The sequence below is a fragment of the Aminobacter sp. AP02 genome (assembly GCF_003148805.1).
Lineage (GTDB): Bacteria > Pseudomonadota > Alphaproteobacteria > Rhizobiales > Rhizobiaceae > Aminobacter.
Genome location: NZ_QGGX01000005.1, coordinates 120,233 through 138,279, shown reverse-complemented (window position 1 = coordinate 138,279; position 18,047 = coordinate 120,233). Strand labels below are relative to the sequence as shown.

Annotated in this window: 18 protein-coding genes and 1 tRNA gene; 9 read left to right on the top strand and 10 right to left on the bottom strand. The window is 64.0% G+C overall.

Going from position 1 to position 18,047, the window contains the following annotated elements:
- The first annotated feature begins 30 nt into the window (after window positions 1-30).
- Window positions 31-1,131 (top strand): NADH:flavin oxidoreductase/NADH oxidase, encoded by a 1,101-nt coding sequence (locus tag C8K44_RS08035; RefSeq protein ID WP_109575250.1) that lies wholly within the window; start codon window positions 31-33, stop codon window positions 1,129-1,131.
- Window positions 1,132-1,241: 110 nt separating this feature from the next.
- On the top strand, window positions 1,242-2,300 hold the full coding sequence (locus C8K44_RS08030; protein ID WP_109575249.1) for a succinylglutamate desuccinylase/aspartoacylase family protein: 1,059 nt from the start codon (window positions 1,242-1,244) through the stop codon (window positions 2,298-2,300).
- A 34-nt stretch (window positions 2,301-2,334) separates the two neighbouring features.
- Here the strand turns inward: C8K44_RS08030 and C8K44_RS08025 are convergent, their stop codons facing one another.
- On the bottom strand, window positions 2,335-3,204 hold the full coding sequence (locus tag C8K44_RS08025; protein ID WP_109575248.1) for a LysR substrate-binding domain-containing protein: 870 nt from the start codon (window positions 3,202-3,204) through the stop codon (window positions 2,335-2,337).
- A gap of 148 nt (window positions 3,205-3,352) precedes the next feature.
- Here C8K44_RS08025 and C8K44_RS08020 point away from each other — a divergent pair, with 148 nt between their 5' ends.
- Window positions 3,353-3,574, top strand: a complete 222-nt coding sequence (locus C8K44_RS08020; protein WP_109575247.1) for a hypothetical protein — start codon at window positions 3,353-3,355, stop codon at window positions 3,572-3,574.
- A gap of 61 nt (window positions 3,575-3,635) precedes the next feature.
- Here the strand turns inward: C8K44_RS08020 and C8K44_RS08015 are convergent, their stop codons facing one another.
- Window positions 3,636-5,039 (bottom strand): amidohydrolase family protein, encoded by a 1,404-nt coding sequence (locus tag C8K44_RS08015; protein WP_245417416.1) that lies wholly within the window; start codon window positions 5,037-5,039, stop codon window positions 3,636-3,638.
- A gap of 210 nt (window positions 5,040-5,249) precedes the next feature.
- Entirely contained in the window at window positions 5,250-6,566 is a 1,317-nt protein-coding gene (locus tag C8K44_RS08010) for an NAD(P)H-dependent oxidoreductase (RefSeq protein WP_109575246.1), read from the bottom strand.
- A gap of 396 nt (window positions 6,567-6,962) precedes the next feature.
- Between C8K44_RS08010 and C8K44_RS08005 the strand changes: the two genes are divergently transcribed.
- Both C8K44_RS08005 and C8K44_RS08000 read left to right on the top strand, forming a co-directional pair.
- A complete protein-coding gene (locus tag C8K44_RS08005) occupies window positions 6,963-8,045 on the top strand; it encodes a glycoside hydrolase (protein WP_109575245.1) in 1,083 nt (360 codons plus the stop codon).
- An 11-nt stretch (window positions 8,046-8,056) separates the two neighbouring features.
- The gene (locus C8K44_RS08000; protein WP_109575423.1) at window positions 8,057-8,371 is read left to right on the top strand and encodes a MoaD/ThiS family protein; all 315 of its coding nucleotides are present in this window, start codon (window positions 8,057-8,059) and stop codon (window positions 8,369-8,371) included.
- Window positions 8,372-8,492: 121 nt separating this feature from the next.
- Here the strand turns inward: C8K44_RS08000 and C8K44_RS07995 are convergent, their stop codons facing one another.
- The 4 genes from C8K44_RS07995 to C8K44_RS07980 form a co-directional block, all read right to left on the bottom strand.
- On the bottom strand, window positions 8,493-9,062 hold the full coding sequence (locus C8K44_RS07995; protein ID WP_109575244.1) for an NADPH-dependent FMN reductase: 570 nt from the start codon (window positions 9,060-9,062) through the stop codon (window positions 8,493-8,495).
- A 58-nt stretch (window positions 9,063-9,120) separates the two neighbouring features.
- Window positions 9,121-10,074: a ring-cleaving dioxygenase gene (locus tag C8K44_RS07990; RefSeq protein WP_109575422.1), complete on the bottom strand. Its 954-nt coding sequence runs from the start codon at window positions 10,072-10,074 to the stop codon at window positions 9,121-9,123.
- A gap of 139 nt (window positions 10,075-10,213) precedes the next feature.
- On the bottom strand, window positions 10,214-10,894 hold the full coding sequence (locus tag C8K44_RS07985; RefSeq protein ID WP_109575243.1) for a hydrolase: 681 nt from the start codon (window positions 10,892-10,894) through the stop codon (window positions 10,214-10,216).
- A gap of 107 nt (window positions 10,895-11,001) precedes the next feature.
- Window positions 11,002-11,868: a pirin family protein gene (locus C8K44_RS07980; RefSeq protein ID WP_109575242.1), complete on the bottom strand. Its 867-nt coding sequence runs from the start codon at window positions 11,866-11,868 to the stop codon at window positions 11,002-11,004.
- Between the two features lie 119 nt (window positions 11,869-11,987).
- Between C8K44_RS07980 and C8K44_RS07975 the strand changes: the two genes are divergently transcribed.
- Together C8K44_RS07975 and C8K44_RS07970 are read left to right on the top strand one after the other, a co-directional pair.
- On the top strand, window positions 11,988-12,908 hold the full coding sequence (locus C8K44_RS07975; protein WP_109575241.1) for a LysR family transcriptional regulator: 921 nt from the start codon (window positions 11,988-11,990) through the stop codon (window positions 12,906-12,908).
- A gap of 175 nt (window positions 12,909-13,083) precedes the next feature.
- Window positions 13,084-13,275 carry a hypothetical protein gene (locus C8K44_RS07970; protein WP_109575240.1) on the top strand — a complete coding sequence of 64 codons (192 nt, stop codon included), beginning with the start codon at window positions 13,084-13,086 and terminating at the stop codon, window positions 13,273-13,275.
- Window positions 13,276-13,487: 212 nt separating this feature from the next.
- Here the strand turns inward: C8K44_RS07970 and C8K44_RS07965 are convergent.
- Window positions 13,488-13,563: transfer RNA gene (locus C8K44_RS07965), tRNA-Ile, on the bottom strand.
- A 134-nt stretch (window positions 13,564-13,697) separates the two neighbouring features.
- Here C8K44_RS07965 and C8K44_RS07960 point away from each other — a divergent pair.
- Entirely contained in the window at window positions 13,698-14,411 is a 714-nt protein-coding gene (locus C8K44_RS07960; RefSeq protein WP_109575239.1) for an SIMPL domain-containing protein, read from the top strand.
- A gap of 143 nt (window positions 14,412-14,554) precedes the next feature.
- Here the strand turns inward: C8K44_RS07960 and C8K44_RS07955 are convergent, their stop codons facing one another.
- Window positions 14,555-14,959 carry a hypothetical protein gene (locus C8K44_RS07955; protein ID WP_109575238.1) on the bottom strand — a complete coding sequence of 135 codons (405 nt, stop codon included), beginning with the start codon at window positions 14,957-14,959 and terminating at the stop codon, window positions 14,555-14,557.
- A 231-nt stretch (window positions 14,960-15,190) separates the two neighbouring features.
- Window positions 15,191-15,637: a YcgN family cysteine cluster protein gene (locus tag C8K44_RS07950; protein WP_109575421.1), complete on the bottom strand. Its 447-nt coding sequence runs from the start codon at window positions 15,635-15,637 to the stop codon at window positions 15,191-15,193.
- A gap of 205 nt (window positions 15,638-15,842) precedes the next feature.
- On the opposite strand from C8K44_RS07950, the gene C8K44_RS07945 reads away from it, so the two are divergent.
- A complete protein-coding gene (locus tag C8K44_RS07945; protein ID WP_109575237.1) occupies window positions 15,843-17,960 on the top strand; it encodes an OmpA family protein in 2,118 nt (705 codons plus the stop codon).
- Window positions 17,961-18,047 lie beyond the last annotated feature (87 nt).

Here is an 18,047-nt window from a genome sequence, read left to right as displayed (position 1 = left end):
CATTCGCCATTCCCAGCCCCCGGAGACGCCATGACCGCCCATCTGTTTTCGCCGATCACGCTCGGCAAGCTCGACTTCCCCAACCGCATCGCCGTTGCTCCGATGTGCCAGTATTCCGCCGACGACGGCTCGGCCACCGACTGGCATCTCCAGCACTGGATGAATCTTGCCATGTCGGGCGCCGGCATGGTCACCGTCGAGATGACCGACGTCGAGAGGCGCGGCCGCATCAGCCACGGCTGCATGGGTCTTTATTCCGACGCCAACGAGGCGGCCGCGAAATGGGCGCTCGACGCCGCCAGGCGTGTCGCCACCCCGGGCGCGAAGTTCGGCACCCAGTTGGCGCATGCCGGTCGCAAGGCCTCCAACCCCCGTCCGTGGGATGGCTCCGGCCCGCTTAGCCGGGAAGAAGACGCATGGCCCGTGGTTTCGGCCTCGGCGCTAGCCTATGCCGACGGTTGGCAGGTGCCGCATGCGCTCAGCGAAGACGAGATCGAACGAACCATAGGTCATTTCGCCGACGCGGCGAAACGGGCCAGGCGCGCCGGTTTCGACTTTATCGAACTGCATTCGGCGCATGGTTATCTGCTGCATCAGTTCCTGTCGCCGCTATCCAACCATCGCACCGACAAGTGGGGCGGATCGCTGGAAAATAGAATGCGCTTTGCCATCGAGGTCGCGCGCCGCGTGGTCGCGGCCGTGCCGGACATGATGGTTGGAGCCCGCATGTCGTTGACCGACTGGGTCGATGGCGGCTTCACGCTCGAAGAGGCCATCGAGGTCGCCAAAGCCTATCGCGAGGCAGGTATCGCCTATATCTGCTGCTCGAGCGGCGGCAACTCGCCACATCAGAGTTTGCGGACCGGCCCCGGCTACCAGGTCCATCTCGCCGAAGCGGTGAAACAGGCGACCGGCATTCCGGTGCGCGCGGTCGGCATGATCGACCAGCCAGCGCAGGCGGACGCGATCATCAGGGAAGGCCGCGCCGACATGGTGGCACTGGGACGCGCATTGCTCGCCGATCCACGCTGGCCCTGGCGCGCAGCGGCAAGGCTGGGACACGAATTCCACGCAGCACCCCAGCTTGCCCGCTCGGTGGCACTGATGAAGCAGTGGGGCTCGGCCGCCTGACGGCCTCTGGCGCCGCGGCTTGATCGAGCTGGATCAGGACACCGCGCAGCCGCTCTGGTCTATCGCAAGCCAAGCGGCTAGGCCGCCACAACAGCATCGAGGGACAAAAGATGAAAAAGACCGTTGAGGCGATCCGGGGCGACAGCGAGGGCCTCGCCTACGAGCTCCCGGTCTACCATGTTGCCGGGACGTCGGCCGACGCGCCGTCCGCCTACATCCAGGCAGCACTTCATGGCGACGAGCTGCCCGGCGTTGTCGCCATCGATGCGCTGATGCCGAAGCTGCGCAAGGCGGAAGCCGAGGGCCGTATCCGTGGCAGGGTGACCGTCGTTCCGCGCGCCAATCCGATCGGCGCCAACCAGCTGCTGTTCGGTGCCTCGCAAGGCCGCTTCGATCTCGGCACGCGCATCAATTACAACCGTGACTTTCCCCTGCTCGAACGTCCGGACCCATCGCTTTTGCCCGCAGTCGATGTGCCAATGACCGCCGACAAGCGGCTCAAGGCACATCTGCTCAAGCTGTCGCTGGGCCACGACATCGTGCTCGACCTGCATTGCGACGACGAAGGCGTGGCGTATCTCTACGTGCCCGAGGCGTTGTGGCCGGCAATGGCCGATTGCGCCGCCAACATGGGCGTCGACGCGGTCATCCTGTGGGGCGGCCAGTCGGGCTCATCCTTCGACGAGGCGTCGCTGCATCCATATCTCAAGATGCCACGCAAGGAAGCCAGGCTCGAAAGCCGCGTCGTCACAACAGTCGAGTATCGTGGCGTCTCGGACGTCTATTCAGACATCGCCGAAGCCGACGCCGAAGGGCTCTACCGGCTTCTGGTAGGGCGCGGCGTCATCGCCGACACCTCGATCGAAACCAAAAAGACGTTTGAGGGCGTGGTCGCCCCCATCGACCATATCGAGATGGTGCCAGCACCATGCGCCGGCGCGATCCTCTATCACGTCAAGCCCGGCGACACGGTCAAGGCGGGCGCGCACCTTGCCACGATCATACGCGCCCCCGGCGAAGACGGCGGCAGGGTTGACGTCTTTGCACCGCAAGACGGCTATATCCTGACGCGTCGCACGCACCGCGCAACGCGCGCCGGCGACGATCTGGTCAAGCTCGTCGGGACAGCCGTGAGCGGCGATGCCCGCTCCGGCGCTCTGGAAGCCTAGCCAAACGAACCACGCTCAGCCAGTGCCAGCGCCGCTACCGCACGGTGGCCCGCAACCACTTGCTCAGGCCGGCAAGCGCAGGCTCCTGGTGGCGGCTGAACTTGACGGAAAGAAAGTAGTGTTGGCCCGTCGGCATGGGCTCGCCCGGCAGTCTCGCCAGCTTGCCTTCGGCGACGTCCTGCTCGGCCATGAAATCGGGAATGAGGGCCGCACCGATGCCCGCGCGCGCCATCTCCAGCGCCAAAGCGTAGTGGGTGCACAGCTTCCAGCCCTGTCGCTGCAACCTTGTCAGTTCAAGGCCGCTGCGGCGGCAGAACTCGATCCAGTCCGTACCGTTCGAGGACGGCGAGACTTCGGTGGTGATCAGTGGGCAGGGCCATGAACCGAATTCGGGAGCGCACACCGCGACCAGTTGCTCGCGCATCAGCAGGACGCTGCGGTATCCGCGCTGCGACGGCCTCGAGGTGACGAATGCGTCGGCAATCTTGTCGCTGATCTCGTCTTCCTCGCTCACCATGACAAGTTCCAGGTCGATGTCGGGGTGGCGTGAGAAGAATTGCGGCAGGCGGGGGACGAGCCAGCCGCTGGCGAAGGAGCCGTACACAGCCAACCTTATCGTCCTGTCGGTGGCCCCGACGACCTGGGCGGCGGACCGTTCGATCAGGTCGAATGCGTGGTCGAGTTCGGACGCGAGCCTGCGCCCGGTCGACGTCAGCACGAGCCCCCGTCCCTGCCGTTCCACCAGCCTTTCACCGAGCTCTTCGCTCAACCGCCGGATCTGGTGGCTGATCGCGCTCTGCGTCACGCCCAGTTCCTGCGCAGCATCAGATACCGAAGCATGCCGGGCCACGGCTTCGAAGGACTGGAGAGCCCGCAGCTGCGGCATCAACCGCTTTTTCGTCATGACATATGAATTCCACTCAAGTGAACTGACTGGATTTCATTATGTACATCTGTGTCAATGCTTTAGATCATCATCCCACAGCTGATCCGCCTTCCCCGGTGACCGGCAATCCAAACCGAAATCCATCACTGGACTGGAATTTACTGAATTGTCGGCAAGCAACAAGCAACTGCGCATCAACAGCCCGACCGTCGACCCCGAGGACGGCAACTACATGGCGCAATGCCAGTTTGCCATCGAGCCTTCCCTGATAAAGATGCTGCACATAGCAGAACAGGCCGGCTGGGATCGCAGCCATGTCGTGATGGCGGCCCTTTCGGTCTGCGCCGGATACGCCGAGCTGACGGAAAGCCTACCCGTTCTGCAGTAGGGCATCTGCGCGGACACAACGCCCCAGGCACTGAACCGCACCGTCAGACGCCGATTGGCCGTCAGTTCGGCGCGGTGTCCTTGAAGATGCGGCCATCCTTCATGATAACGACGAAACTCTTGTCGGGGTCGGCGACGAGCTGGATGTCTTCGAGCGGATTTCCGTCGACCAGGAGCAGATCCGCCAGCGCTCCTTCCTCCACCACGCCCAGCTTGCCCGGATAGGGATTGATGAAGTTAGAGAGCTGCAGCAACTCGCCGGTATTGGCGGTAGCCGAAGTCAGTGCCTCGGCCGGCGTCATCCACTTGGCCAGCATGGCGAGATAGTTGCCTTGGCGCTTGGCTGCGGCGGGATCGAAGAGGACGTCGGCGCCGAACACCGTCTTGATGTTGTATTTCTTGGCCAGTCTGTAGGCATTCTCGGTGCCGGCAAACACCTTGAGCGCCTTTTGCTGCGACGTCGGGCTCATCGCCGCGAAAACGGTCTCGTCATAGGTCAGGGGCTGCAGGCTCCACCAGATGCCCTTTTCGGCCATCAGCTCGGCCGTGGCGTCGTCGATGAGTTGGCCGTGGTCGATGCATTTGACACCGGCATCGATCGCCCGGCGGACGGCCTGAGGCGTATAGGCGTGGACGGTGACATACGTCCCCCAATCCGCCGCGGCTTCGACCGCTGCACGCAACTCGGCCTCGGTGAACTGCGAGGATTCGATCGGGTTGTGCGGCGAACTCACACCGCCCCCGGCCATCAGCTTGATCTGGCTCGCGCCGTTGCGCAGCTGCTCGCGGGTACGCAGGCGAACCTCGTCGGGGCTGTCGGCGATTGCGGCAATGCCCTCGCGCTCGCTGTAGCTGAGCGGCCCGCCAGGCTGGCGCGGCAGTTCGAACAGGAAGCGGAAGTCGCCGTGGCCAGACGTCTGCGAAATGAACGCACCGGAGGGATAGATGCGCGGGCCGACCAGAATTCCCTCGTCGATCGCCCGCTTCAGGCCGAATACCGGACCACCGAGGTCGCGGATGGTGGTAAAGCCGCGCATCAGCGTCGCCTCCGCCTCCTGCGCCGCGCGATGGTGGAGATACGAGGGATCGGCGCTCATCAGCATGGGTTGCGGGGTCGCGGCCATGAAGGCGTGCCAATGCGCATCGATGAGGCCCGGCATCAGCACGCGGCCGCTGCCAGCAATGACCCTGGCGCCCGCCGGCTCTATTGCGGCCGTCGAGATGCGCTCGATGACATTGCCCTTCACCAGAACATTCGACGCCGGCGAGAGCTTGCTTGCCCGGCCGTCGAAGATGCGGACATTTTCGAAAAGCACCGCACCGGTCGGTGCGGCTGGCGGCTCCGTCTCCACGCCCGGAACCTCGATGGCGTAGTCGTGAGCGAGGCTGGCACCGCCCATGCCGGCAAGGAGGGTGGGGATAACAAACAGCAAGCTTAGCAGGGTGGTGCGTATGCCCGTCATCATGAATCCTCAACGCGCGCCGTGGATGGAAAACACGCCCCGAAGATTGAACCTGCAACATCGCCCTACGACAATGCACATTTTCTCAGGGCAGCGATCACACCATGAGATTGGCACGGCGGTGGCGAACTATCCACCCGTCCTGGCGACTGCCGGTAATGATGGTTAGCTCAGCCTTGGCTCCCGATCCCGCCGCCAGGCGGAGCCGGGCTATCAGCCGTAGACCAGCCTGTCCTGCCTGGCGCGCAGCTCCGCGATCTTGGAGCCAGGCTCGACCGCAGCGTTCGCATAGGTGATCAGCTCGCCCTTCCTGATCGGCGCCGTCACCGTGCCGCGCTGCAGCAGGCCGCATGGGATCGCCTTTGCCGCACGTGCTTCCGGCGCGGTCATGATCCAGGCGCGGTAGCAATATTCGCCGATGGCATCGAGCTTTTCGCCGGGCAACATGTCCTTCTTGGCGACAGCGCAGACATCGGCCACGGGCTTTGCCAGCGGCACCATGTCGGCCTTGCCGTGCAACACCACGCGCGCGCAGGTCAAGGGCACTTCCAGCGAGGTCAGGTGATAGGGCCTGTGGAAGGTGAAATACGGGCCATGGCCCATCTTCAGGTCTTCCATGCGTTCGGAAATCCTGGGATGCGACATGTCGGCGATGACGAAGACGCCCGGCGCGACCCCCTTGCCGATCGAATAGTCGACGACGCCGACCTTCGACAACACACCGCCGTCCTTTTCCGGCACCAGCACCTTGGACAGTTGGTCGAGCGTGGCCGAGGGGCCATGCATGCCGGCCTTGTCGGGTACGAGGCCGGTGGCGTTGGCGATCGCCGCCATCTCGACCATGGTCTTGGAGCCGTCGACGAACTCGACAAGCATGCGCACGTTCATGTTCCGCCGCGTCGCCTCCTCGACATAGTTGTCGGGGATGGCGTCGATATTGAGCGGGTTGTTCTTGCCCTTGCCGGCGGCAACGACCGTGTGGCCCATCGCCGAGACGAACTCGATCAGCTCCATGCATGACGACGGCTCGTCGCCCGCGCCAAGCGAATAGGTGACGCCCAGCCGGTCCGCCTCGGACTTGAGATAGGCGCCGATGGTCACGTCCGCCTCGACATTCATCATGACGAGATGCTTGCCGTGCTCCATGGCGCGCAGTCCGATCTCGGCACCGACAGCCGGAACGCCTGTCGCGTCGATGACGACGTCGATCAGGGCGCTGTTCAAGATGAGGTCGGCGTCGCTGGTAACGGCGATCTTCCTTGCCTCGATGGCATCGGAGAGTGCTGCCGCGTTCGACACCTCGCGCGAATGCCCCGGCTCCTGATAGGCGATGTTGGCGGCCTTCATCGCCGCTTCGGGGTGGAGCTCGGAAATGGCGCCGATCTCGATGCCGGGCATGTGCGCCACGCGTGTGACGATATCGGTGCCCATCTCGCCGCAACCGATCAGGCCGATGCGGATCGGCTTGCCCGACTTTTCGCGTTCGACGAGATCGCGCGTCAAGCCCACTGGAGCGACGTTGATGGTCATCTGATTGATCTCCCGCGCAAGCGAACCACTTACATCTAGCGCATCGCCCCGAAAATCCGAATGGATTTCGGAAATGACGATGCATCGACTAAAATTGCTGGAGCGTCCTTCGCGCACCCAAAGGACGCGCGGCGCTCCAACGCGACGGGTATTCAATTATGGCGCCCTGTCAACTCGATTGTCGGCTCGAACATGTGGTCGGGCCGTTTGTCAGGAGCTTGGCGATGCCAAGTTGTTCCCGTCGCGGCTTTGGCATTATTGTTGCTGTGCTTTGCCGACAGGTTTTCGGGCTGAGCCGGACATGCAGATCGGCCGAGCCTGGAAAACGCTCATTTGAAATGCGGTAGACGCCGATCCGGATTCAATCTCTGAAGATCGGCGTGGTGGAGGAGACCAATGGCAGAGAAAGTCCTTGTCCTGCTTGGAACCAAGAAAGGCGCCTTCATTGCCGAAAGCGATGCGGAGCGGCGCAGCTGGAAGCTGCGCGGCCCCTTCTGCGAAACATGGCCGATGAACCACGTCGTCGCCGATCAGGCGACCGGCACGATCTATGGCGCGGGCGGCAACGATTGGTTCGGCCCCGCCGTGTGGAAATCGACCGATCTCGGCGAAACCTGGACGCATTCGAGCGAGGGCCTCGCTTATGCCGAAGGCGAAGAGCCGATCAAGGCGGTATGGAGCCTGGCCCAGGCCAATGGCAGCCTTTATGCCGGTGTCCAACCGGCCGGCCTGTTCCGCTCCGACGATGCCGGCCAGTCCTGGAGCCACGTCGAGGCCTTGCAGAAGCACCCTTCGCGACCACACTGGAACCCCGGCGGCGCCGGGCTGATCCTGCACTCGCTGGTGATCGACCCCAACGATCACGACCGTATCTGGATCGGCATTTCGGCGGCCGGGGTGTTCTACACCGGAGACGGCGGCAAGAGCTGGGAGCCGCGCAATCTCGGCACCCGCGCCGACTTCCTGCCCGAGGGCGAGAACTATCCCGAATTCGGCCAGTGCGTGCACAACCTCGTCATGGCGCCTGATATGCCCGACCGGCTCTACCAGCAGAACCATTGCGGCATGTACCGCTCCGACGACGGTGGCAAGCGCTGGGTCAGCATCGAAAAGGGACTGCCATCGACCTTCGGCTTTCCTGCCGCAACCCACCCACGCGATCCTGACACCCTCTATCTCGTGCCGCTCAATGGCGACAGCGCCGGCCGGTATGTGCCTGATGCGAAGGCAGCCGTGTGGCGCACACGCGACGCCGGACGCGAATGGCAGGCGATGCGCACCGGCCTGCCGCAGGAAAACGCCTATATCGGCGTGCTCAGGCAGGCCATGGCAACAGACCGGCTTGAGCCGGCCGGCGTCTATTTCGGCACAAGCTCGGGCGCGCTGTTTGCCAGCGCCGACGAGGGTGAAAGCTGGGCGAGCGTCGCCCAGCACCTGCCGGCGATCCTTTCGGTGGAAACGCTTGTGGTCGATGACTGACGGTGACGAACATGCTCGACGACGCCCCATCGCGGACCAGGATGCCCCGAACCGAAACAGCGGCCGTCGTGGTGCGGCTGCCCGCTGTCTTGGTCGATCTTTTCCCCGGTGCCGTCAGGCGAATTGAAATGTCGGTGTCGACGGTCAGGGAAATGATCGACGAACTTGACAAGAACTGGCCCGGCATGCGCGACCGCATCTGCGATTCCCGCCCCGCCATCCGCAAGCACATGAACGTCTTCGTCGAAGGTGAGCGCGCGACGCTGAAGACGAGGTTGAAGCCGGGCGCCGAGGTCTTCGTGCTCACTGCAATCAGCGGCGGTTGAAATCCACCCTCGATATAGCCGAGCCAGGTCAGCCTCGGTTATGCCGGCTTCGATGTCCTGAACTACGGCCACGCCTTTGGCCTCAAGGTCGGCAAGACCTTCTGACGCAGCCCGCCGGCCGTCAGGCCGGCACGGCCCTCGCCCGCGCCGCGAATCCGGCGAAGCCATGGACGAACTGGTGCAGTTGCTGGCGCACGCCGTCGTCGGTGATCGCACCATTCTGGTCGAAGACGCCGTGCGCTCGCGAGACGAGCATGCGGCCGCCGAACCAGGGGTTGGTTCCCAAGGTGCGCAACACGGGAAGCCATGCATTCTGGCTGAGCACGGTGCCGAAGCCGCCGGCCGATGCGCCGAGCACGGCGACGGGCTTGCCGCCGAACACCCGCTTGATGTCGCTCGCCGGGCGGCTCATCCAGTCGATGGCGTTCTTGAACACGCCGGGGATCGAGTTGTTGTATTCGGGCGTGAACAGGATGAGCCCATCGGCGCCGGCAACCAGGTCCTTGAGCGCGGACACAGCCTCGGGAATGCCGTCCGCCGCCTCGACATCGGCGTCATAGAGAGGAACGCCGCGGATCGTGGCGGCATGCAGCTCGACGCCTTCGGGCGTCATTGTGACCGCCGCGCGCAACAGGGCGGCGTTGTAGGAGCCGCGCCTGAGGCTACCCGATATTCCGACTAGTCTGGTCATGTCCTAACTCCAAGTCCATTGGGCTGCCGGGAGAGGAAACCCTCCCGGCAGAAGCCGATCAAACGAGCGGCTTCAGCCCAGCTTCGATCGAGGCCCGCCTCGGCTCGAGGAAAGGCGGCAGCGCCAACCGCTCGCCGAGCGTTTCCAAGGGCTCGTCGGCGGTGAAGCCGGGACCGTCGGTCGCGATTTCGAACAGGATGCCGTTCGGCTCGCGGAAGTAGAGCGAACGGAAATAGTAGCGCTCGACCTCGCCGCTCGACGGCAGGCGCACGCTTTTCAGCCGCTCGGTCCATTCATGCATGGACTCGATATCCGGCGTGCGGAAGGCGACATGGTGCACGGCACCGGCCCCTTGCTGGGCCGTCGGCAAATTGGGCTGCACGGCAACATGCAGTTCGGCGGCGGGACCGCCCTCGCCCATGGCGAAGACATGGACATGCCCGTTGCCGTCGGCCGACGCATGGTCGCGCACCTGGCGCATGTTCATCACCTTGGTCAGCACCAGTTCGGTCGGCGCAAGATCGGGAACGCTGAGCGTGATCGGCCCAAGCCCCCTGATCTGGTGCTCGACCGGAACCGGGCTCTTGCTCCAGGGGTGCGCCTCGCCCTTGCCGCCATCGTCGATCAGCCGGAACCGCTGGCCCTCTGCGTCTTCGAAGTCGAGCGCGCGATAGCCCGCGATCTCCGCGATCTCGCCGGATGCAACGCCGGACTGGCCAAGATGCTCGCGCCACCATGTCAGGCTCTTTTCGCCCGAAACGCGCAAACCAGTGCGGGCAACGCTATGGGTGCCGCGGCGTTCGCGCCCGACAGGCCAGTCGAAGAAAGTCAGGTCCGTGCCCGGGGTGGCCTCGCCGTCGGCATAAAACAGATGATAGGCGCTGGTATCGTCCTGGTTGACCGTCTTCTTGACCAGTCGCAGGCCGAGCGTGTTGGTGTAAAAACGCAGATTTGCCGGAGCGTCCGCGGTGATCGCGGTGAGATGGTGGATGCCTGTCAGTTGCAGTGTCATTTTCGCCTCCTGCATGTTCATCGTATTTGCAGCGGTCATATCGTGTTGTTGTCGCGCCCTATAAGAGCGCTTTTCGAGACGCTGTGTTCTCGATGTCGAGGATTGGCGGGACTTTCGCCCCGCCGATTCCACTGTTTCTTTATTTCTGCGAGTCGAGCTGCTCGTGATCCTTCTCGACCTGCTGGGCCTTCAGGTAGCTCTCGATCAGCAGTTGGTAGGGAGGGAAGATCTTGGTGTAGACCTCTGCCCACTCCTGGGCGTCCTCACGGTGCCAGGTCTTCTGCAGTTCCGAGGCGACCGCTGCGGTGTCCATCGGCACGACGCCAGCCTGAACGACGCGGGCAAGCGTAATTTCCTGCGCCATCTTCGAATAGGTGCCGGAGGCATCGATGACCGCAAACACCTTGTAGCCATCATATACCGCGCTGATCGACGGGAAGGCCATGCACACGCTTGTGATGGTGCCGGCGATGATCAGCGTTTTGCGCCCGGTTGCCTTTACGGCGGCGACGAAGTTGGGATTGTCCCAGGCGTTGATCTCGCCCTTGCGCGCCACATATTGCGCATGCGGTGCGTTCTGGTGGATTTCCGGGATCAGCGGGCCGTTCGGGCCCTGCGGCACCGAAGCGGTGGTGATGACCGGGATGTTGGACAGCGTCGCCATCCTGGCCAGCGCCGCGGCGTGGTTGCGCAGCGTCGTCATCGGCATGTCGGCGACAGTCTGGAACAGGCCGCTCTGGTGGTCGATCAGCAGCAGCACCGCGTCATTGGGGTCGATGACCGGACGCTTGCCTTCGAAATTGGCAACATTGGTGTTCATTTTAGTCTCCTGTTGGATGGCTGGGAGGTTGCTGGTGAAATCGGCTCGCTGTCCTGCGAACCCTGCTTGCAAGGGTCCGGCCACGCCGGGCCCTTGATTCCGGATGGTCAGTTTTCGATCCGACCGAAACCGCCGCGCCGAAAATCGGCGAAGGCCTGGTTGAGTTCTTCTTCCGTGTTCATGACGAACGGTCCCCGCCAGGCGACGGGTTCGTCGATCGGCTCGCCGCTCAGCAAAAGCACTGACGCGTCGCTGGAGGCGTCGAGCGTGAACGCACCGCCATTGCGCTCGAGCAGCGCGAACTGGGCGTCGCGAACCGGCTCGGTGCCGTTGACGACGATGTTGCCGCGCAACACGACCAGCCCCACGGCATGGCCCTCGGGCAATTCCAGCGACGTCTGGCCACCATTCCTGAGTTGGAGGTCCCACATGTTGATCGGCGTGAACGTCCTGGCCGGCCCATGATTGCCCTGGTAGTCGCCGGCAATGACGCGCAACGTTCCCGCATTTCCAGGAAGCCTCACCGCCGGAATATCGGCGTCGAGCAGCGTCTGGTAGCCGGCCGTGGCATTCTTGTCCTTGGCCGGCAGATTGACCCAGAGTTGGATCAACTCCAGCACGCCACCCTGCTCGGTGAACGCCTTTGAATGAAACTCCTCATGCAGGATGCCGGACGCGGCGGTCATCCATTGCACGTCGCCGGGGCCGACCAGGCCGCCTGCGCCGGTGGAGTCGCGATGCTCGACCTCGCCCTGATAGACGATGGTAACCGTCTCGAAACCGCGATGCGGGCGGACCCCGACGCCACGCGGCGTGTCGGTGGGGGCGAATTTCATTGGCCCGGCATAATCGAGATGCAGGAAAGGGCTGACATGCTGGCCAAGCGTGGTCTGGGAAAAGACCGAGCGGACTGGGAAGCCGTCACCGACCCAATGCGGCGAAGACGCGCTGTAGACCCCGAGTATCCTTCTCATCATGTTTCTCCTTGCGAACCGTGGCCGGTTGTGTTGCCAAGAGAATATGCACAGGACAAACGGCGCAGTAGCCGCTAAGATTCAACCACACTGTCCTACAAACGAGACAATCGAGGACCATGCAGGACCTGAATGACCTCTATTTCTTCGTCCAGGTCGTCGACCAGAACGGCTTTGCCGCAGCCGCGCGCGCGCTCGGCATGCCGCGTTCGCGGCTCAGCCGGCGTATCGGCCTGCTCGAGGAACGCCTGGGCGTTCGCCTGATCCAGCGCTCGACGAGGCGCTTTGCCGTCACGGAGATCGGCACCGAGTATTACCGGCATTGCGTCGCCATGCTGGTCGAGGCCGAAGCGGCGCAAGAGGTCATCGAGCGGACCCGCTCGGAGCCTCAAGGCATCGTGCGGATAGCCTGCCCCTCCTCCATCGTCTATTTCCAGGTCAGCGAGATGATCGCTCGCTTCATGACCGATTGCCCGAAGGTCGAGGTACATCTCGAAAGCACCAACCGGCGCGTCGACGTGATCCGCGAGGGATTCGACCTGGCCATCAGGGTGCGCTTTCCGCCGCTGGAGGAAAGCGACCTCGTCATGAAGGTTCTGGCCAACAGCCCCCAGCGCCTGGTTGCCAGCCCCAAATTGCTGGCAAAGCTTCCCGGTGGCGTGGTGCCGGCCGACCTCGCCACATTGCCGAGCCTTGCCTGGGGCCCCGCCCAGGATGAACACGAATGGCGCCTCGATGGCCCGAACGGGGCGACCGCGCGCATTCCGCACAAGCCGCGCTTCGTCACCGAAGACATGGTGACCTTGCGCCACGCGGCGTTGCGCGGCGTCGGCGTGGTGCGGCTGCCGACGATGGTTATCAGCGCCGACCTGGCCGCAAAAACATTGGTCGACGTCCTGCCGGACTGGGCCCCCAGGACCGGCATCATTCACGCGGTCTTTCCCTCGCGGCGCGGCCTTTTACCTTCGGTGCGTTCCCTGCTCGACCACCTGGCCAAGGAGTATGCAGCGATCAGCCGAAGCGAAAATGAGGCAAGCTAGGGCCGGACACTGCCGCCCTGATCCCGCCTCGGGCTCAGCCGGCTCCCACGACCAACGCCATATGACATTTTGATTTTTCTGCCGTTTCGTTCATCTCGAAACGCTATGCGCCGACACGTACTGGTGTCGCGCAAGCCGGCGCCCAGTTGCCGGTGACATCGGGTGACGGGACGAAATGTGGCTCAGTGCTATCGCGCATGGATTGCAGTGGTACGAACGACTGCAGGCCTTTTCCCAAGGCGACCCGTTCGAGCGCTTTGTTCCGCAGCCGGTAAGAACTCCCCGCTTCGACAACGCCGCGGCCATGCTCATGGTCTTGTCGGTGATCGGCTCCGCTGGCGCAATCCTTGCGAAAATCCTGCTCTGAACCCTTCGGCCGTACCGCCAGCGTGAACAACGGCAGCCTGGCCCGGTATCGCAGCGCTTCGCCCGCGCCCCAGGTGAACGCGAATAAGCGAGGCCCGAGCTTGCCTGTCAGACGATATTCAGAGTCGCCATGGCGCGGAAACAGGGCCTGGCACACCGCCAGCTAGCCTTGCTGGCCAGCCGCCTCATAAACGGTTGATTCTATGAAAGATATGGTGGGCCCGGAGGGACTCGAACCCCCAACCAAGCGGTTATGAGCCGCCGGCTCTAACCATTGAGCTACAGGCCCCACGCGGGCTGGATAGTAAGTTTTCGGGGCCGGCACAAGCCATCTTCGTGCATCTATTGCGCGTTGCCGCAATCCACCCATAATCCACCCCTATTCGACACTCTCGAAGGGCCTCGCTGAATGGAGAATATATTATGAATCGCAAATACATGGCGCTCGCACTTGCAGCGGCACTGGCGCTTCCCGCCGCTGGCGCCCGCGCCGACAACCAGCCGACGCCGCGCATCATCGTAACCGGCGAAGGCGAGGCTTCGGTCGCCCCCGATCTGGCGCTGCTGTCGCTTTCGGTGATGCGCGAGGCCAAGACCGCGCGTGAGGCGCTCGACGCCAATAACGACGCCATGGCCGCCGTGATCGCGGCGATGAAGGCTTCCGGCATTGCCGACCGCGACCTGCAGACCGGCGGAGTCCAGATCCAGCCGCGCTACAACTTCACCAACCGGCCCGACGGATCGCAGGAAGCCGAACTCGTCGCCTACCAGGTCATCAACACGCTTTCGGTGCGCATCCGCGACATCACCAAGACAGGCGAGATTCTCGACAAGGCGGTCTCGCTCGGCGTCAACCAGGGCGGCGGCATCACCTTCGCCAACGAAAAGCCGCAGCCTGTCATCACCGAGGCGCGCAAGCTGGCGGTGGCCGATGCCATCGCCAAGGCCAAGGTGCTGGCCGAGGCGGCGGGCGTCAACCTGGGCAAGGTGCTTGAGATCGCCGACCAGTCCTTCACCTCGCCGCCGATGCCGATGCAGGCCAAGTCGTTCGACCGCGCCGCAGGCTCGGTCCCCGTCGAAGCCGGCGAAAACGCCTACCGCGTCCAGGTCAACGTCACTTTCGAACTGAAGAACTGACGAGCGGACTGGAATTCTGCCGCGCGTTCACGCGCGGCAGCTCTTCATTGCGAACGAACAAAAAAAACCCGGAGGCCTGGCCTCCGGGGTTCTTGTTTGGAAATGCCCATCTTTGAGCGAAGAGGGGCTGATTAGAACAGCCTTTAGTAACGCACCACCGGGCAGTTCGGTGCGCGAGCAAAGCTCACCGCGATACGCTCGCCGTACTTGCGGCCGCTCACCGTGATGGTACGGCGGCTGACGTCGACGATGCGGGCGCGACGCAGCCCCATGCGGTCGGCCTTGTCGAGCGCGCGGTCGGGCGTGCAGTTGCGGTTCCAGCGGCCGTCATCGGGGCGTCCGCCCCAGCGGCCATCGTTGCGGTCATCCCAGCGTCCGTCATGGCGGTTGCCGTCACGGTAGCCGTCCTGGACATAGACGCCGACACGCGGCTGGCCCTGGCCGAGGTTGAGGTAAAGCCCATCTGCCTGCGCCGAAGCGGGAATTGCGGCCAGCGTGCTGAAACCGATGAGGGCCGAAAGGGCGGCAGTCTTGATCTTGTCGAACATGGTCTTCTCCTTGAACTCCGTGGCGTCAAGCCGTCTGTGCCTGAGCGATGACCATAGAGTGCACCACTCAAGCTGAACCGATTTCGAACCCCGCATTCATATTCGGTTCATCTACAAATTGTTGATTCTGCTGGATTTTTTTTACAGCGCGCAACACTGCGTGAGTCGCGCGCAGCGGCGAAATAGGCGACAGAAGGCGCCCGCAATATGGCGATCTGCTGGGAAATGCGCTTAAGGCTCTTCTTCGAGCATATGGTCGAAGTAGTCCTCCGGCTCGGCCAGGTCGTCCTCCGATGCCGTCAGCCGGCCGCGTACCGAGATGCCCGCCTCATGCACGGTCTCCGTGCTGCCGGAAACGAGATGGTGCCACCAATAGAGGTCGCGCCCCTCGCCCACGAGCCTGTAGGCGCAGGTGCTGGGCAGCCACGAGATGGTTGGGACATTCTGCGGCGTCAGCCCAACGCAATCGGGCACGCGCGCGAGGCGATTGGCATAATCGGAGCAGCGGCAGGTCGCGCCGTCGAACAGGCGGCAGCCGACGCTGGTCCAGTAGATTTCGCCGGTGTCTTCGTCCTCGAGCTTGGACAGGCAGCACTTGCCGCAACCGTCGCACAGCGACTCCCACTGCGTCGGGCTCATCGCCTCGAGCGGCGTCGTTTTCCAGAAGGGTTCGTCCATGCTGTGGCATGTGGCGCGCATCGGTGCCCGCGTCAAGCGGATGCAAGGCTTGCATTCATCGCCGGTTCAGTGAAGCCGCGATATCGCCTTGTTGTCGTCGGGCAAATGCCCCGAATCGATGCGACTGCCGGGCCAAGCGGAACCACTCCCGGGTTCCATATGTTTGGGCGGGGACGGGACCATACTTCAAGGAGAATTTCCAACGATGAAACGCCAACCACGGATTCTCGCAGGCACGGCAATCGGCCTGTTCATGGCATCCGCGCCGTTGAGCGCATTGCCGCTGCCGCACGGCGTGGCCAATGATGCAGGGCTTACGCTTCCGCTCGTACGCGTGCAGGCGGAGTGCCAGGAAGGCGAATCGGCGGAAGCCTGCGCCGCGCGTCAGGGTGGGGGCCAGCAGGAGCAGGCGCCCGCGCCCGAAGCCCAGCCCGAGCCGGCACCCCAACCAGAGCCGCAGCCTCAGCCCGAGCCTGCTCCCGTGCCGCAGCCGGAGCCAGCCCCTCAACCCGAACCGCAGCCGCAGGCAGAACCTCAGCCGCAGGCAGAACAACCTGCTCCAGAGCCGCAGGCGGAGCAGCCAGAGCCACGCCGCAAGCAAAAGCGCGAGGCGCCAGCAGAAGAACCAGCACCCCAGCAAGAGGCTGCCCCCCAGTCCGAGCCAGCGCCGCAGCCGCAGGCGGAAGAGCCGGCACCCAAGCGCAAGAAGCGCGAGCCCGTCGCCGAGCAGCCGCAGGAACAGCCTGCCCCTGCCGCGGAGCCGGAGGCGGCGCCGCAACCCGAACAGCAGCCGCAGGCAGAAGAGCCCGCGCCCAAGCGCAAGCACGGGGAAAAAGCCCCGGCCGCCGAGGAAGCCCAGCCCGCGCCGACGCCCGAGGTCGCACCGCAACCGGAAGTCCAGCCCGAGCCAAAGCCGCAGGCCGAGCAACCAACCGAACAGCCGGCGGAAAAGCCGGCCCAGCCAACGCCGGAGCAGGTGCCGACGCCGGCGCCTTCGCCGGACACGACCGCACCATCAGGCGAAACACCTGCCCAGGGCGAACAGCCGGCGGAACAAAAGCCCGCCGAAGAAAACCCAGCGACCGAGCAGCCAGCGACCGGCGAGCAACCGGCGCAGGGTGAAAAACCCGCGCAGCAAGGCGAGGCTCCTGTCAACCCGAACGAGGCGCCGATCCTCGACAGCCAGAAGGAAACCCCTCCCCCTGTGGAATCAGGCAAGCCTGTCGAGCCAGGTCAACCCGCCGAAGCTGGACAGCCGACGCAGACGCCAGCACCCGGCCAGGGTGGTGCGCAGACCGCCCAGCCGCAGCCCGCACCGGTCGATCCAGGCCCCCCGCCGGTCGACGATAAGGCCGCGACAGTGCAGGCCCAGCCCGTCACCATCCAGCCGGTGACCGCCGAACAAGGCACGCGCATCGAGCGCATGCCGGAGGTCGACCTGCGCCGCAGGCCGCGCCCCGAAGGCACCGAAGTGGTGCGCGAGATCGGTGACCGCGTCATCATCCAGGTCAACAACCAGATCATCGTCGAGAGCAACGACCGTCCACGGATGACGCGTGACGCTCAGGAGGTCTACTACGAGGATCTGCCGCGTGGCCGCACCCGCGAGGTGATCGTGCGCGACAATGGCAACCAGATCATCACCATCCGCAACCGCTATGGCGACATCGTCAGGCGTTCGCGCATCACGCCCGACGGGCGCGAATACGTGCTGAGCTATGTCGACGACCAGTATTACGAGCAGATGGACGAGTGGCGCGATCCTGGCCTCGACCTGCCGCCGATGCAGCTGTTCATCCCGCGCAACGAGTACATTCTCGACGCGCAATATGTCGAAGACCCCAACGCCTACTACGACTTCCTGGAGCGTCCGCCGGTGGAGCGCGTCAAGCGCCTCTACTCGATCGACGAGGTCAAGCGTTCGGCCCGCGTGCGTGACATTGCGCGGCGCGTCGATCTCGACACCCTCAATTTCGAGTTCGGTTCGGCCTCGATCAGCGAAGACGAGGTCGCCAAGCTCGAAGGCGTGGCCAACGCCATGGAAAAGCTGCTCCAGAAGAACCCGGCCGAGACCTTCCTCATCGAGGGTCACACCGATGCCGTCGGATCCGACGTCGCCAATCTGGCGCTGTCTGACCGTCGCGCCGAGTCCGTCGCCGATGCCTTGACCAATGTTTTCGGCATTCCGCCGGAAAACCTGTCGACCCAGGGCTATGGCGAGCGCTACCTCAAGGTGAAGACAGACAAGCGCGAACGCGAAAACCGGCGCGTCGCCATCCGTCGCATCACGCCCCTGGTGGCGCCGATCGCCAGCGCCAAATAGCGGCTGCCGGTCACGCAACAGACCCGGCCCGCGCTGTCAGCGGGTCGGGATTTCCATGGTCCAACGGGTCAGATATGCCTCGATGGA